Annotated in this window: 13 protein-coding genes; 3 read left to right on the top strand and 10 right to left on the bottom strand. The window is 71.0% G+C overall.

What is annotated here, in order from left to right:
* Nucleotides 1-35 precede the first annotated feature (35 nt).
* Nucleotides 36-1,235 carry a signal recognition particle-docking protein FtsY gene (gene ftsY, locus RFN52_RS28885; RefSeq protein ID WP_184564750.1) on the bottom strand — a complete coding sequence of 400 codons (1,200 nt, stop codon included), beginning with the start codon at nucleotides 1,233-1,235 and terminating at the stop codon, nucleotides 36-38.
* A gap of 151 nt (nucleotides 1,236-1,386) precedes the next feature.
* Between ftsY and RFN52_RS28880 the strand changes: the two genes are divergently transcribed.
* Nucleotides 1,387-2,358 carry an LLM class flavin-dependent oxidoreductase gene (locus RFN52_RS28880; RefSeq protein WP_184850404.1) on the top strand — a complete coding sequence of 324 codons (972 nt, stop codon included), beginning with the start codon at nucleotides 1,387-1,389 and terminating at the stop codon, nucleotides 2,356-2,358.
* A gap of 199 nt (nucleotides 2,359-2,557) precedes the next feature.
* Here the strand turns inward: RFN52_RS28880 and RFN52_RS28875 are convergent, their stop codons facing one another.
* The 4 genes from RFN52_RS28875 to RFN52_RS28860 form a co-directional block, all read right to left on the bottom strand.
* Nucleotides 2,558-3,976 carry a sugar porter family MFS transporter gene (locus RFN52_RS28875; protein ID WP_184850402.1) on the bottom strand — a complete coding sequence of 473 codons (1,419 nt, stop codon included), beginning with the start codon at nucleotides 3,974-3,976 and terminating at the stop codon, nucleotides 2,558-2,560.
* A gap of 222 nt (nucleotides 3,977-4,198) precedes the next feature.
* Nucleotides 4,199-7,804, bottom strand: a complete 3,606-nt coding sequence (gene smc, locus RFN52_RS28870) for a chromosome segregation protein SMC (RefSeq protein ID WP_184850400.1) — start codon at nucleotides 7,802-7,804, stop codon at nucleotides 4,199-4,201.
* Nucleotides 7,805-8,025: 221 nt separating this feature from the next.
* Nucleotides 8,026-8,229, bottom strand: coding sequence for a hypothetical protein (locus RFN52_RS28865; protein WP_030852030.1), 204 nt, complete (start codon nucleotides 8,227-8,229; stop codon nucleotides 8,026-8,028).
* A gap of 378 nt (nucleotides 8,230-8,607) precedes the next feature.
* Nucleotides 8,608-8,889, bottom strand: a complete 282-nt coding sequence (locus RFN52_RS28860; RefSeq protein WP_031138144.1) for an acylphosphatase — start codon at nucleotides 8,887-8,889, stop codon at nucleotides 8,608-8,610.
* Between the two features lie 161 nt (nucleotides 8,890-9,050).
* Here RFN52_RS28860 and RFN52_RS28855 point away from each other — a divergent pair, with 161 nt between their 5' ends.
* The gene (locus RFN52_RS28855; protein WP_184850398.1) at nucleotides 9,051-10,187 is read left to right on the top strand and encodes a CAP domain-containing protein; all 1,137 of its coding nucleotides are present in this window, start codon (nucleotides 9,051-9,053) and stop codon (nucleotides 10,185-10,187) included.
* A gap of 85 nt (nucleotides 10,188-10,272) precedes the next feature.
* Nucleotides 10,273-10,671, top strand: coding sequence for a winged helix-turn-helix transcriptional regulator (locus tag RFN52_RS28850; protein ID WP_184850396.1), 399 nt, complete (start codon nucleotides 10,273-10,275; stop codon nucleotides 10,669-10,671).
* Here the strand turns inward: RFN52_RS28850 and mutM are convergent.
* The 5 genes from mutM to RFN52_RS28825 form a co-directional block, all read right to left on the bottom strand.
* Nucleotides 10,661-11,521 carry a bifunctional DNA-formamidopyrimidine glycosylase/DNA-(apurinic or apyrimidinic site) lyase gene (mutM, locus tag RFN52_RS28845; RefSeq protein WP_184850394.1) on the bottom strand — a complete coding sequence of 287 codons (861 nt, stop codon included), beginning with the start codon at nucleotides 11,519-11,521 and terminating at the stop codon, nucleotides 10,661-10,663. The genes RFN52_RS28850 and mutM overlap by 11 nt on opposite strands.
* Nucleotides 11,522-11,626: 105 nt before the next feature.
* A complete protein-coding gene (rnc, locus tag RFN52_RS28840) occupies nucleotides 11,627-12,475 on the bottom strand; it encodes a ribonuclease III (protein ID WP_184850392.1) in 849 nt (282 codons plus the stop codon).
* A gap of 7 nt (nucleotides 12,476-12,482) precedes the next feature.
* Nucleotides 12,483-12,656 carry a 50S ribosomal protein L32 gene (gene rpmF / locus RFN52_RS28835; protein WP_003951102.1) on the bottom strand — a complete coding sequence of 58 codons (174 nt, stop codon included), beginning with the start codon at nucleotides 12,654-12,656 and terminating at the stop codon, nucleotides 12,483-12,485.
* 2 nt (nucleotides 12,657-12,658) lie between these two features.
* Nucleotides 12,659-13,312 (bottom strand): YceD family protein, encoded by a 654-nt coding sequence (locus RFN52_RS28830; protein WP_184850390.1) that lies wholly within the window; start codon nucleotides 13,310-13,312, stop codon nucleotides 12,659-12,661.
* A 124-nt stretch (nucleotides 13,313-13,436) separates the two neighbouring features.
* Nucleotides 13,437-14,549 carry a F0F1 ATP synthase subunit B family protein gene (locus RFN52_RS28825; protein ID WP_184850388.1) on the bottom strand — a complete coding sequence of 371 codons (1,113 nt, stop codon included), beginning with the start codon at nucleotides 14,547-14,549 and terminating at the stop codon, nucleotides 13,437-13,439.
* Nucleotides 14,550-14,654: the final 105 nt, after the last annotated feature.

Here is a 14,654-nt window from a genome sequence, read left to right as displayed (position 1 = left end):
GGTTCTTCGCGGGTGTGCCGCGGCTGGTGCCGAGCTCACTCCCCGATAAGGGCGTCAACGAACGCCTCCGGCTCGAACGGAGCCAGGTCGTCCGCGCCCTCGCCGAGTCCGACGAGCTTGACCGGCACGCCCAGCTCGCGCTGGACCGCGACCACGATGCCGCCCTTGGCCGTGCCGTCCAGCTTGGTGAGCACGATGCCGGTGATGTCGACGACCTCGGAGAAGACCCGGGCCTGGACCAGGCCGTTCTGGCCGGTGGTGGCGTCCAGGACGAGCAGCACCTCGTCGACCGGGGCCTGCTTCTCCACGACCCGCTTGACCTTGCCGAGCTCATCCATGAGTCCGGTCTTGGTGTGCAGGCGGCCGGCGGTGTCGATGAGCACGACGTTCGCGCCCATCTCCTTGCCCTCCTTGACCGCGTCGAAGGCGACGGAGGCGGGGTCGCCGCCCTCCGGCCCGCGCACGGTGTGGGCGCCGACCCGCTCGCCCCAGGTCTGGAGCTGGTCGGCGGCGGCGGCCCGGAAGGTGTCGGCGGCACCGAGGACCACGCTCTGACCGTCGGCCACGAGGACGCGGGCGAGCTTGCCGGTGGTAGTGGTCTTGCCGGTGCCGTTGACGCCGACGACCATGACGATGCCCGGCTTGCGGTCCTCCGGTTCGGTCTTGACCACGCGGTCCATGTCGCGGCCGACCAGCGTGACCAGTTCCTCGCGGAGCAGCGTGCGCAGCTCCTCGGGGGTGCGGGTGCCGAGCACCTTCACGCGCTCGCGCAGCCGCTCGACCAGTTCCTGGGTGGGCTGCACGCCGACGTCGGCCGTGAGCAGCGTGTCCTCGATCTCCTCCCAGGTGTCCTCGTCGAGGTGCTCACGCGACAGCAGGGTGAGCAGCCCCTTGCCGAGGGCGTTCTGCGAGCGGGAGAGCCGGGTCCGCAGCCTGACCAGACGGCCGGCGGTGGGTTCCGGGATCTCGATCTCGGGCGCTTCGGCGGGCGGCTCCTCGACTACGACCGGAGCCGAGCCGTCCGGGAGATCCACCTCCTCTATCGTGCGCCGCGGTTCCTCCCGCGGCGTCTCGGCCTCGTCGCCGACGTGCGGCTCGGCCGGTGGGGCGGTGATGTCGGGCGCTGCGGGCGGGGGCGGGGGCAGCTGCTTCTTGCGCCGGCTGCCGACGATGAGCCCGCCGAGCGCGCCGAGCACGACCACGGCGATGACTACAGCAAGGATGACGATGTCCATAACGGGTCCAGTATCAGTCATGGGCCCCCGGGGCACCCTGCTCGCACCGCCCCGCGGTGCCGCGGGACGCCGGATCTCCACACCCCTGGCTGTCTGACGCTTCGTCAGCTAACGTCCCCCGGACACCCGCCCGGTGGAGGGAGACGCCGCCATGCCCGTCACGGTCGCACGCTTCAACCTCGTCGCTCCCGGGGCCTCCCCCGCCGAACTCGCCGCCCGGTACCGGGCGGCTCTGGAGATGGCCGCGTACGCCGACGACCGGGGCGTCACCACGGTCCAGACGGAGGAGCACCACGGGGCCGAGAACAACTGGCTGCCGTCTCCGTTCGCGTTCGCCGGGGCGGTCTTCGGCGCCACCCGGCGGATCGCGGTCACGGTCTCGGCGATCATCGGCCCGCTGCACGACCCGCTGCGGCTCGCCGAGGAGATCGCCGTGCTGGACCTGCTGAGCGGCGGCCGGCTGGTGACGGTCGCCGGGATCGGGTACCGGCCGGAGGAGTACGACCTGTTCGGCGTGGACTTCACCCGGCGCGGACGGCTTCAGGACGAACTGCTTCAGACGCTGCTCCAGGCGTGGACCGGCGAACCCTTCTCCTACCGGGGCCGCACGGTCCGTGTCACCCCTCGTCCGTACACCGACCCGCACCCGCTGCTCCTGGTCGGCGGCTCCTCGAAGGCCGCCGCCCGCCGGGCCGCCCGGCTCGGCCTGCCCTTCTTCCCCAGCGCGCACCTGCCGGAGCTGGAGGCGTACTACAAGGAGCGGCTCGCCGAGTACGGCACCGACGGCTGGGTCATGATGCCCGCCGCCGAGACGCCCCTGCTGCACGTGGCCGAGGACCCCGACCGGGCCTGGGCGCGGTACGGGCGGCACTTCCTGCACGAGGCGCGGACGTACGCCTCCTGGCAGTCGGGCGGAGTGCGCTCGGCGGTGAAGTCGGGCGCGACGACGGTCGAGGACCTGCGCGCGGAGGGCGTGTACCGGATCCTCACCCCGGACGCGTGCGTGGCGCTCGGGCTGGACTCCTACGTCCTGCATCCGCTGTCGGGCGGGATGCCGGTGGAGGAGGGGTGGCGGAGTCTGCAGTTGTTCTGCGAGCGGGTGCTGCCGGGGCTGGCGGGCTGACGCCCCGGTCGTCCGACGGCACGCCGACGCCCGTCGGTGATGGACCGCAGCCTGTTCGCCGAGGCCGGCGAAGCGGCCGGACGCGATGAACGGCAGACCGCCGCCCCGGCTCGGGCAGTGGCCGAACCGGGGCGGCGGCGGGTTACGGGGAGAGGGGCAGCGGGGACTTTGGCCCTTCCCCCCGAGTCGCGGGACGGGCCTAGCCCATCTCCTCCAGGGCCTTGCCCTTCGTCTCCTTGACGAACTTCAGGACGAACGGGATCGAGAGCGCGGCGAACGCGGTGTAGATCACGTACGTGACGGAGAGGTTCCAGTCGGCCAGCGACGGGAAGCTCGCGGTGATGGCCCAGTTGGCGATCCACTGAGCGGCGGCGGCCACGCCCAGTGCGGCGGCGCGGATCCGGTTGGGGAACATCTCGCCGAGCATGACCCAGACGACCACACCCCAGGACAGGGCGAAGAAGAGGACGAAGAGGTGCGCGGCGATCAGGGCGATCCAGCCCTGCGTGGCCGGCAGCCTGCCGTCGACGAGGTGGTACGAGAACGCCCAGGCCTCCAGCGCCAGGCCGACGACCATGCCGACCGAGCCGATGATCGCGAGCGGCCTGCGTCCGATGCGGTCGACGAAGATCATCGCGATGACGGTGCCGACGATGTTGATGATCGACGTGGTGAAGGAGTAGAAGAACGAGTCCGCGGGGTCGACGCCGACGGACTGCCACAGCGTCGAGGAGTAGTAGAACGCGACGTTGATGCCGACGAACTGCTGGAAGACCGACAGGCCGATGCCGACCCAGACGATCGGCTTGAAGAAGAAGCTGCCGCCGAGCAGGTCCTTGAAGCTCGACTTGTGCTCGCTCTTCATGGCGCCCTCGATCTCGGCGACACGGGCGTCCAGGTCGACGTCCTTGCCCTCGACCTCGGCGAGGATCTCCCGGGCGCGCTCGTGCTTGCCGACGGAGATGAGGAAGCGCGGGGACTCGGGGATGGCGAAGGAGAGCAGCCCGTAGAGGATGGCCGGGACGACCATGACGCCGAGCATGACCTGCCAGGCCTCCAGGCCCATCAGCTTGCCGCGCTGGTCACCGTCGGCGGCGTTCAGCAGACCCCAGTTGACCAGCTGCGACACGGCGATGCCGATGACGATCGCGGCCTGCTGGAAGGAGCCGAGCCGGCCGCGGTAGGCGGGCGGGGCGACCTCGGCGATGTAGGCCGGGCCGATCACGGAGGCCATGCCGATGGCGAAGCCGCCGACGACGCGCCAGAAGGCGAGGTCCCACAGGGCGAAGGGGAGCGCCGAGCCGACGGCGCTGACGGTGAAGAGGACCGCGGCGATCTGCATGCACCGGATGCGGCCGATGCGGTCGGCTATGCGGCCGGCGGTGGCGGCGCCGACGGCGCAGCCGATGAGGGCGATGGCGATGACCTGGGCGAGGGCCGCGGAGCCGACGTCGTAACGGTCACGGATGGCTTCGACGGCGCCGTTGATCACGGAACTGTCGTAACCGAAGAGGAAACCGCCCATCGCGGCCGCCGCCGCGATGAAGATGACGTGCCCGAGATGATCGGGATGAGCCGTCCTGGCTCCTGACTTGGGTGCCTGCGCTGTGCTGGTCACGTGTACTCCTCGGGCCACCGGCAACGCTGCCGGAGGGAATCAGCCCTTCGAGGTCCACCTGAAGGTACCTGAAGGTAAAAGGAACGTTGCCGAGACTATGCCTTCAAGTTTCGAAGTCAATAGGGCAATCGCTTTGGATCTGAGGCAGGAGTGTGGGGGCTATGTGTTCAAGTGTTGAAGTCGTGAAGGGCCGCAGGTGAGACCGGTGTAGAGCACACCTATCTAGCGGAGGCGCTGGCTGATGACCTTCGACACACCGTCGCCCTGCATGGAGACGCCGTAGAGCGCGTCGGCGACCTCCATCGTGCGCTTCTGGTGGGTGATCACGATCAGCTGGGAGGCTTCCTGGAGCTCCTGCATGATCCGGATGAGCCGCTGGAGGTTGGTGTCGTCGAGCGCGGCCTCGACCTCGTCCATGACGTAGAAAGGGCTGGGCCGTGCCTTGAAGATCGACACGAGCATCGCGACCGCGGTCAGCGACCGCTCCCCGCCCGAGAGCAGCGACAGCCGCTTGACCTTCTTCCCCGGCGGACGCGCCTCGACGTCCACGCCCGTGGTGAGCATGTTGTCGGGGTCGGTCAGGATCAGCCGTCCCTCACCACCCGGGAACAGGCGGGAGAAGACGCCCTCGAACTCCCGGGCCGTGTCCCGGAAGGCCTCGGTGAAGACCTGCTCGACGCGCTCGTCGACCTCCTTCACCACCTGCAGGAGGTCCGCCCGCGTCTTCTTCAGGTCTTCCAGCTGCTCACTGAGGAACTGGTGGCGTTCCTCCAGCGCCGCGAACTCCTCCAGGGCGAGCGGATTCACCTTGCCGAGCTGCTGGTAGGCACGCTCGGCCGACTTCAGGCGCTTCTCCTGCTCGGCCCGGGCGAAGGGCCTCGGCCGGTTGCGCGGGTGCTCCGGGTCCTCCGGCAGCTCCTCGCCCTCGGCGGGGGGCGAGGGCGGCACGAGCTGGTGCGGTCCGTACTCCGCCACCAGTCCGGCCGGTTCGACACCCAGCTCCTCCAGCGCCTTGGTCTCCAACTGCTCGATGCGCAGCCGCTTCTCGGCGCCGAGTACCTCGCCTCGGTGGACCGAATCCGTCAACTTGTCGAGTTCCGCCTTGAGATCACGCCCCTCGGTGCGGGCGCGGGCGAGTTCCTGCTCACGCAGGGCCTTGGCGGCCTCGGCGGCGGCGCGCTCCTCGTCGGCGCGGGCCAGGGAGACCTCGACGTGCGCGAGCAGCTGCCTCGCACCCGCGCCGACGGCCTGGGCGACGGCCGCCTCGTGCCGGAGCCGGGCCCGTCGCTGCTCGGCACGCGCACGTGCCTCGCGTTCCGCGCGGGCGGCCCGGTCCAGCGAGTCGGCCCGTCCGGCCAGGCCCTTGACGCGTTCCTCGTGCGTACGGGCCTGAAGCCGGGCCTCCATCTCGGTCTGGCGTGCGTTGGCGCCGTCGGCGGCGAGCCGGTCCCGGACGGAGGTGTCGGGCTCCTCCTCGATCGGCATCTCCTCGGCGACGGCGAGCCGCTCGGCGAGTTCCTCGACCTCCTGGAGCGCGTTGTCGAGGGCGTCCTGGGCACGGGCCGCGGCGGCGGTGGCACGTTCCGCCTCGCCGGTGGCACCGCGCGCCTGGCCCGCGAGCCGCCCGAGCTGCTGGGCGACGGCCGACTTCTCCCGGTCGGCGGCCCGGCGCCGCTCCCCCAGTTCCTCGACCAGCCGGGCGGCGTCCCTTCGTCGTCCGACGGCCGCGTCCTGGGCCTCGGTGAGCTCCTCGCAGCGGACGGCGAGCTCTTCCAGCTCGGCTGCCGCCTCGTCGACGGAGGCCTGTACTTCGAGGAGGCTGGGGGCGCCGGCGGAGCCGCCGTGGGCGAAGTGGGCGCCGAGGAGGTCGCCTTCGGCGCTGACGGCGGTGAGTTGGGGGTGGGCGTAGACGAGGTCTTCGGCGTCTTCGAGGGTGTCGACGACGACGATGCCGTGGAGCAGCCGGCGGACCGCCGGCATCAGGTCGGAGGGACCGCGGACCAGGTCGGCGGCATGGGTGAGCCGTACGTCCGCGGGTGTGTCGTGGCTCGTCGCGCCCACGCTGCGGCAGCCGCATGTCCGACACGGTCCCGCGCCCCTGAGGGCGTCATCTCCGGCCAGGAGCAGTGTCGCCCTGCCTCCGTCCTGTTTGCGGAGGAGTCTGATCGCGTCCGCCGCGGCGGCCGGGGTCGTGACCGCGATCGCGTCGGCTGCCGCTCCGAAGGCCGCGGCGACGGCGACCTCGTGGCCCGGGGTCACCGTCAGCAGCTCCGCCGCCGGACCCAGCAGGCCGGAGAGGCGGTCCTTGGCCGCGAGCAGTATCCCGGTGCCGTCCTTGCGGCGCAGGCCGAGGGCGAGGGCCTCGTGGCGGGCCTGGGTCGCGGCGCGCCTGCGTTCCGCCGCCGTGGCCGCCTCGCGGGCTGCCGTGAGGGCGGCCTCGGCCTCGGCCAGCTGCTGCTTGGCCGCCTCGTGCTGCTCGGCGAGTTCCGCGTCACCGGCGTCGAGGCCGTCGACCTCGGCCTTGAGGGCCTCGTACTCCTCCTGGGCGGCCACGGCACGTTCCTGCGCCTCGTCACGGGCGGCGGCCAGGCGTTCGATCTCGGCCTGGGCGGAGGCGGCTCGGGAGCGGGCGGCGTTGACCTGGCCGCTGAGCCTGGCCAGTCCCTCGCGCCGGTCGGCGATGGCCCGGGCGGCGTCCTTCAGGCGCCGTTCCTCCTGAATGAGCGCGCGTTCCAGCTCGGCGCGGTGGGCGACCGTGTCCTCCAGGGCCCGTTCGGCCGCCTCCAGGGCCGCTTCCAGCTCGGCCTCCTGCTCGCGGATGCGGGCGGCCTCGCGCTCCATGTCCTCGGGGTCGCGACCGCGCCGCTCCTCGGGGGGCGCGGAGGTGGCGCTCTTCACGCGGGCGTCGGCCAGCGAGATCGTGCCCCGTACGCGTTCGGCGAGCTGGGAGAGCTCGTACCAGGTCTGCTGGGCGCGCTGGAGCCGCGGGGTGAGCTGCCGTACCTCGTCCTCCAGGAGGGCCTCGCGCTGGAGCGCCTTGCGCAGTTCCTGTTCTGCGGACTCCTTCCGCTCCTTCAGCGCGGCCTCGTCGGCGACCTCGGCCTTGAGGGCCTCCCGGAGCCGTACGAGGTCGTCGGCCAGGAGGCGCAGGCGGGCGTCGCGCAGGTCGGCCTGGATGACGGCGGCCCGGCGGGCGACGGCGGCCTGGCGGCCCAGGGGCTTCAGCTGCCGTCGGAGCTCGTCGGTGAGGTCCTGCACGCGCGCGAGGTTTGCCTGCATCGCGTCCAGCTTGCGCAGCGCCTTCTCCTTGCGCTTGCGGTGCTTGAGGACGCCGGCGGCCTCCTCGATGAAGGCGCGTCGGCCCATGGGATCGGCGTGCAGTACGGAGTCGAGCTGGCCCTGCCCGACGATCACGTGCATCTCGCGGCCGATGCCGGAGTCGGAGAGGAGCTCCTGGATGTCGAGGAGGCGGCAGGTGTCGCCGTTGATCTGGTACTCGCTGCCGCCGTTGCGGAACATGATCCGCGTGATGGTGACCTCGGCGTACTCGATGGGCAGGGCCCCGTCGGAGTTGTCGATGGTCAGGGACACCTCAGCGCGGCCCAGCGGGGGGCGGCCGGTGGTACCGGCGAAGATGACGTCCTCCATCTTGCCGCCGCGCAGCGACTTGGCACCCTGCTCGCCCATGACCCAGCTGAGCGCGTCGACGACGTTGGACTTGCCCGAGCCGTTCGGTCCGACGACGCACGTGATCCCCGGCTCGAACCGGAGGGTGGTCGCGGAGGCGAACGACTTGAACCCGCGGAGGGTCAGGGCCTTGAGGTGCACGCCGCCGGACTCTACCGCCCGGGTCGGTCTCACTCCATGAACCCACGGTTTCGCCGCTGAACGCGCAGGGCACATCAGACGTTAAAGACGGTGAAAGGATGCGGGGGCAAGCAAGGCAAGAAAGAAGGGACGCCGACAGGGCGTCCCTTGCACTTCAGACAACTAGGCGGTTGTGACGGGCGGCCCAACCACTGCTGTGCTGTTGTGGAGCGGTGCAGTGATCAGGTGAGCGCAGGCTCCGCCTGGTGTGCGTCAACGCTCTCCATGATCCTGTCGTGAGAAGCGGCAGCCGTCAGCGCTTCGTTCTCCGCCTGGATTCGTCCGAGCTCGGATTCCAGGTCCTGGACGCGCTGCTGGAGCCGTCGCATCTCGGCGAGGAGTCGAGGGTCGGAGCCGCCGACGTAACCGAGAAGCGCCTTTGCCATGATGGATGGTCCTCCACAATGCGTGACCGACCGCTGCGGTGTGGGTCGTGAGGGATTCGCACCCGCGGTCTTGGCAGGGCCTGGAGTTGTGCTGCCGTTCAGCCATGCCAAACAGCTAAGGTGCGCGGGGCTTTCAGCGTCTCACCAAAAAGTTTGACGGTCAACACGATCACGCCCCGTATTGGGGGCGGCCCGGGCACGCGCGGCCTGGAACGGCCGTACTGCGGCTTCTGCGGGGCCCTGGGGGCGTGGCGATCATCTTCGCGGGTGGAGCGTGCCGAGGCAAGCGGTTCTCGGCAATCACCAGCGACTTTCCGTCCTGGGCGGTCGCCCGCGAGGGGTCCGCGGGCGACCCCTGGGGCCGCCCGGCGGGCGTGCTCAGCGGATGGCGAAGCCGTCGTAGCCCCCGCGCGGTGTGTCCCAGATCTCGGTGACGCCGTCCACGCGGCCGGGCGTGTCGTCACTCTGGAGCCACTCCAGGAGCCCCTCGCAGCCCTCGCGCCCGCCCTCGGCGACCACCTGGACCCTCCCGTCGCCCAAATTGAGAGCAAAGCCACTCAGGCCGCCGATCTCCAGAGCCTTGGCCCGCGTGAACCAGCGGAAACCCACACCTTGGACGCGTCCACGCACCCAGGCGACCAATCGCACATCCTCGCTCATGACTGCAACCTAACCGCCCAATCTCCCTCCGGGCACTTCCTCCACTTGCGCCATGCGGTACCGTCCCCCCTCAACGAATCTCATATGAAACTCACACGATCGAGTGAGTTTGGTGTTGATCTCGAGGACGAGTCGACCGCCAGGACGAGGAAGGCCAGGACATGGGACGCCACCGACGCTCCGACGCCGGCCGCGCCGCCACGGGCCGCGCCACGGGAATCACCCACGCCGACGGCTTCGCGGAGAGCCACGATCCGCTGTACCCCACCGCGGGCGACGCCCCGACGATGGGCATCGCGCCCTATCTGAACCCGGAGGCGTACGCCCACACCTACGCCAAGAGCGAGGCCTACCTGTTCGGGGCGGAGGGGTCCGCCGCCGGTGACCGCTACCGCGAGACGGCCGCCTTCGCGAGCGACGGCTTCACCCCCGACGGCGGCGCCCGCCGCTCGGGTTCGCACCGCCGCCGCAAGAAGACCGCCCGGCCGATGCGCACCGGCCTGCTCGGCGTCTCCGCCGCCGTCGCCCTCGGCACGGTCGCGGTCGCCACCGGCGCCGTGCCCGGCCTCGACAACTACAAGCTCGGCGGAGGCGGCGGGGCCGACAAGGTCCAGGCCGGGGACACCCCGACGAACACCCCGATCGAGCAGGGCGGCACCTCCGGCAGTGCCGACAGCCGGGACGACACGTCCACCAGCCGGGACGCCGAGCGCTCCGGCTCCCCGTCGCCCTCCGCCTCGAAGTCCTCCGCCGCACCGACGAAGACGCCGGACAAGCCGGAGAAGACGCAGGAGAAGACCCCGGAGAAGACCCCGGAGAAGAAGCCGGAGTCCACCCCGAGCGAGAAGCCGGACAGCACGCCCTCCCGTACGGCCACCAAGGCTCCGAAGGCTCCCGGCGCCTCCGCCGCCCTGGCCGGCGAGTCCGCCGCCGCGGCCCAGGTGCTCAGCCTCGTGAACGACGAGCGGGCCAAGGTGGGCTGCAGCCCGGTCGCCGCCAACAGCGCCCTGACCGGTCTGGCCCAGAGCTACAGCGAGGACATGGACGCGCGGGGCTTCTTCGACCACACCGACCCGGACGGCCGCACGCCGTGGGACCGGGCCGAGAAGGCCGGGATATCCAACCTCGGCGGCGAGAACATCGCCCGCGGCCAAGCCGACGCCGCAGCCGTGATGGACGCCTGGATGAACAGCCCCGGCCACCGCGCGAACATACTGAACTGCGACTTCAAGACGCTGGGCGTCGGTGTCGAGTTCGGCCCGGGCGGCCCCTGGTGGACCCAGAACTTCGGCTACTAGGGCGACCTGGAGCATCCACAGAAGGCACTAACTCATGGTTAGTGCCTTCTGTTGGTTAGCGCTGTGCTGGCGTAGGCTTGGGCATATGACCACCACCCAGGAGCTCGCGGAGGGGCTCGACGACCTCCCGTACAACGTGTTCGCCAAGGCCTGCCCGTCGCGCGGCACGCTGGAGCACGTCACGGGCCGCTGGGGCGGCCTCGCGCTCGGCGCCCTGTACGAGGGCTCGCTGCGCTTCAACGAGCTGCGCCGCCGCGTCGACGGGGTGAGCGAGAAGATGCTGTCCCAGACGCTGCACGCCCTGGAGCGCGACGGTCTGGTCCACCGCGAGGCCCAGCCGACCAATCCGCCCCGGGTCGACTACGAACTGACGCCGCTGGGGCGCGATGTGACAGAGCGGCTGCTCGCCCTGATCCACTTCGTGGAGGGCAGCATGGACGAGGTCCTGGCCGCGCGCGAGCGGTACGACTCCGCTAGGGCGTGATCCGCGGCGGCCGCTGGCACTTCGGGCAGTAGTAGCTCGACCGGTTCATCCACGGCCGCCGCCGCATGGGCGTCCCGCAGCGCCGGCAGGGCAGGTCCTCACGGCCGTACGCGTCGAGCGACCGGTCGAAGTAGCCCGACTCGCCGTTGACGTTGACGTACAGGCTGTCGAAGCTGGTGCCGCCGACCGAGAGGGCCGCGTTCATCACGTCCCGCACATGCCCCAGGAGCATCAGGGTGCGCGGGCGCGTGAAGGTGGCGGTGGGGCGCTCGTAGTGGATGCGTGCGCGCCACAGGGCCTCGTCCGCGTAGATGTTGCCGACGCCGCTGATCAGCGACTGGTCGAGCAGGGCCCGCTTGATCGTGGACCGCTTGCGGCGCAGCGCCCCGTGGAAGGCCTCGTCGTCGAAGAGCGGGTCCAGGGGGTCGCGGGCGATGTGCGCGATGACGTCGGGCAGGCCGTCCGGGGTGTTCTCGTGCAGCGACAGGCCGCCGAAGGTGCGCTGGTCGACGAAGCGGAGTTCGGTGTCCAGGGCGTCGGTGAAGCGGACGCGGATGCGCAGGTGCTTCTCGTCCGGGGCCGTGTGCGGCTGGACCAGGAGCTGGCCACTCATGCCGAGGTGGGCCAGGATCGACTGGTCCGTGTCCTCCAGGGGCAGCCACAGGTACTTCCCGCGGCGGCTGGGGACGCCGATGCGGTGGCCCTTCAGGCGGTGGGCGAAGTCGTCGGCGCCCGCGAGGTGGCGGCGCACGGCGCGCGGGTGCCGCACCTCGGTCTCGGCGACGGTCCGGTGGGCGACCCACCGCTCGAGACCGCGCCGGACGACCTCGACCTCGGGCAACTCGGGCATGGGGTCCCCCGTCACGCATACGTGTGGATGACGCGAGCGCCCGCCCCGGGCAGGGGCGGGCGCTCGGGTGCGCTGTGCTCGCCGCCCGGTGCGGGCGGCGAGCGGTCAGCCGTCGACGGGGCCGTCGACGGCCGTGTGGGCGGCTTGAGCCGCTGCCGTCTGCGTCGCCTCGGCGGCCTTCGCCGCCTTGACGCGCTCGTCCGCCGCGGCCCGGATGGACCGCCATGCGGACTCGGCGGCCTGCTGCTCCGCCTCCTTCTTGCTGCGGCCGGTGCCGGTGCCGTACGAGACGCCTCCGACGCGGGCGGCAGCAGTGAAGGTCTTCTCGTGGTCGGGGCCTGTCTCCGTGACCAGGTACTCGGGGACGCCGAGCCCCTCGGTCGCGGTGAGCTCCTGGAGACTGGTCTTCCAGTCCAGGCCGGCTCCGAGGTTCGAAGACTTTTCGATCAGGGGGTCGAACAGGCGGTGCACCAGCTCCGCCGCCGAGTCCAGTCCCTGGTCGAGGTAGACCGCGCCGATCACCGCTTCCAGCGTGTCGGCGAGGATGGACGCCTTGTCCCGGCCGCCCGTGCCCTCTTCGCCCCGGCCGAGCCGGATGAAGGAGCCCAGGTCGAGCCCGCGGCCCACTTCGGCGAGCGCACGCGAGTTGACCACCGCGGCCCGCAGCTTGGCCAGCTGGCCTTCTGGGAGGTCGGGGTGGGTGCGGTACAGCGTGTCCGTGACAACGAGGCCGAGGACGGAGTCCCCGAGGAACTCCAGGCGCTCGTTGGTCGGCAGACCGCCGTTCTCGTATGCGTACGACCGGTGGGTCAGTGCGCGCACCAGAAGGGCGGACTCGAGCTGGTAGCCGAGCCGCCCTTCCAGAAGCGTGTGGGACGAGGCCTGGTTGTCCGCCGGAGCACTCCCGCTCGCACGGGAAGACTTGTTCTTAGGCGTGGACACAGTGCCTCTCACCAGCCGCTCAGACCTCGAGGACCTGGCGCTTGTTGTAGGTGCCGCACGACGGGCACGCGATGTGCTGCTGCTTGGGCTCGTGGCAGCGCTCGCACGCAACCAGGGTGGGGACCGCAGCCTTCCACTGCGACCGGCGGTGGCGCGTGTTGCTGCGCGACATCTTCCGCTTCGGAACAGCCACGGCTACTTCTCCTGCTTCTCGTCGGCGCGTGCTGACTGAGGCGCGCCGCCGCTCATCTCGTCCTTCTCGCCGTCCTTCATGGTGCCGGCGAGTCCCTGCAATGCCGCCCAACGGATGTCGACGGCGTCGTGGTGGTGGTCCGGGTCGTCCGCCAGCCGTGCGCCGCATTCGGCGCACAGACCGGGGCAGTCTTCCCGGCACACCGGCTGCATCGGCAGTGCGAGCACCACCGCATCACGCAGCACGGGCTCGAGGTCGAACAAGCCGTCCTCGAGGAAGAGCCTGTCCTCGTCGTCCTCGGCGTCGTCGCCCGGTTCCGCGATCACGCGGCCCCGGTCGTCGGCGTCAGGGTACGAGAACATCTCCTGGAACTCCGCTTCGAGCTCCTGCTCGAGCGGCTCCAGACACCTTACGCACTCCCCCTCGGCCGCGGCACGGGCGGTGCCTGTGACGAGCACCCCTTCCATGACCGACTCCAGGCGGAGTGCGAGCTCCACCGGGGCGCCTTCCGGCACTCCGATGACTCCCTTGATACCGAGGTCCTTGGGAGCGTCGACCGTGCGGGTCAGGCGCTGCAGCGCACCAGGCCGCCGGCCCAGCTCGTGTGTGTCGAACACGAGGGGGTTGCGGTGGTCGAGGCGGGCGTTCAGAGCCATTCCTGCTTTCGGTGAGAACTCGGGGACGCCGCCCTTCGGTGTTCCCGGGCAGCGTTGATCGCGGACGTACACGCGACCGAAGAGCCAGGATACTGGACCTTTCGCTGTCGGCCCAATCCGGTCCTCAGCCCTGGCCCCGGCCCTGCTCGTAGGCCCGCAACTGCTCGGCGCTGATCATGCCGGTGTCGAAGAGACTGGTCTCGTCGAGGGCGTATCCCTGGTGGCCCTGTTGCCCCGGGGAGGCCTGCTGGGGCTGCTGCTGGGCCTGGTTCGGGTCGTAGGCGGCCTGCTGGGGGTCGTAGCCCTGGAAGGGGGCACCTCCCGCCGGAGCGTAGCCGGAGGTGGAGGCGTACGGATCGGCCTGCTGGTAGCCGTAGGGATCCTGCTGAGCGGCGTAGGCCTGCTGCGGGTAGCCGCCGTAGGGGTCGGGCTGCTGCTGGTAGCCGTACACGGGCTCCGGCTGCTGTGGCTGGGCGTAGTCCTGCTGCTGGGCGGGGCGCTCGGCCGGGGGCTTCTGGTCCGCGAGGGCGGCCAGGTCGGCGAGGTAGTCGGCGTCGCTGGAGTGCTGGACGGTGCTGGCGTCGTCGGCGAGGGCTCCGAGGTCGTCGCTGGCGATCCGGCCGTGCAGCTTCTGCCGGCCGCGGCCGACGGCCTCCAGGGTCTTGGCGAGGACCGCCTCGAAGGCGCCCAGCTTGACGTCGACGTACTCGTCGGCGCTGCGGCGCTGGGTCTCGGGGTCGTGGCTGCGCTCGGGGGCGTCCTCGTCCTCGTAGCCCTGCTCGTCGGTGCCGGGGCCGGTGCCCAGGAGCTTCTCGCGGCCGCGGCCGACGGAGCCCAGGGTCTTGGTGAGGACGACCTCGAAGTTGGCGAGCTTGGAGTCGACGTACTCGTCGGCCTCGGCGCGGATCTCCTCGGCCTCCTGGCGGGCCTCGGCGAGGATCCGGTCGGCCTCGGCCTGGGAGCGGCGGGCGACCTCGGTGCCGGAGATCAGCGAGCCCCGCTCGGCGTGCGCGCTCTCGATGATCTGCTGGGCCTCGTGGCGGGCCTGCTCGACCATCTGCTCGCGGCCGCCGATCAGCTCCTGGGCCTGGGCGAGGGAGTCGGGCAGCGCCGCGCGCACCTCTTCCAGCAGCGCGAGCAGGTCGGCGCGGTTGACCACGCACGAGGCCGACATGGGCATGGACCGGGCGCCGGAGACCGCGGAGACGATCTCGTCGAGCTTCTTCTGCACGTCCACCGTGTGCTCGCCACTCTCTACAGATGCGTTGGAGACGGACGGGACGACTGTACGGCCATGGGGTCCACGCCGAACACCGGGTGACGGGCAGTCAGGCCCCGAAGG

Origin of the sequence: Streptomyces collinus (assembly GCF_031348265.1) — a bacterium.
GTDB classification, from domain to species: Bacteria; Actinomycetota; Actinomycetes; order Streptomycetales; family Streptomycetaceae; genus Streptomyces; species Streptomyces collinus.
The sequence above is the reverse complement of the archived record's forward strand: the minus strand, read 5'-3'. Positions and strand labels throughout refer to the sequence as shown.

Bases quoted from the DNA above. Each gene is read 5' to 3' on its own strand.
- ftsY (WP_184564750.1), bottom strand. From the start codon at position 1,235: ATGGACATCGTCATCCTTGCTGTAGTCATCGCCGTGGTCGTGCTCGGC.
- RFN52_RS28880 (WP_184850404.1), top strand. From the start codon at position 1,387: ATGCCCGTCACGGTCGCACGCTTCAACCTCGTCGCTCCCGGGGCCTCC.
- RFN52_RS28865 (WP_030852030.1), bottom strand. From the start codon at position 8,229: ATGGCAAAGGCGCTTCTCGGTTACGTCGGCGGCTCCGACCCTCGACTC.
- RFN52_RS28860 (WP_031138144.1), bottom strand. From the start codon at position 8,889: ATGAGCGAGGATGTGCGATTGGTCGCCTGGGTGCGTGGACGCGTCCAA.
- RFN52_RS28855 (WP_184850398.1), top strand. From the start codon at position 9,051: ATGGGACGCCACCGACGCTCCGACGCCGGCCGCGCCGCCACGGGCCGC.
- RFN52_RS28850 (WP_184850396.1), top strand. From the start codon at position 10,273: ATGACCACCACCCAGGAGCTCGCGGAGGGGCTCGACGACCTCCCGTAC.
- mutM (WP_184850394.1), bottom strand. From the start codon at position 11,521: ATGCCCGAGTTGCCCGAGGTCGAGGTCGTCCGGCGCGGTCTCGAGCGG.
- RFN52_RS28830 (WP_184850390.1), bottom strand. From the start codon at position 13,312: ATGGCTCTGAACGCCCGCCTCGACCACCGCAACCCCCTCGTGTTCGAC.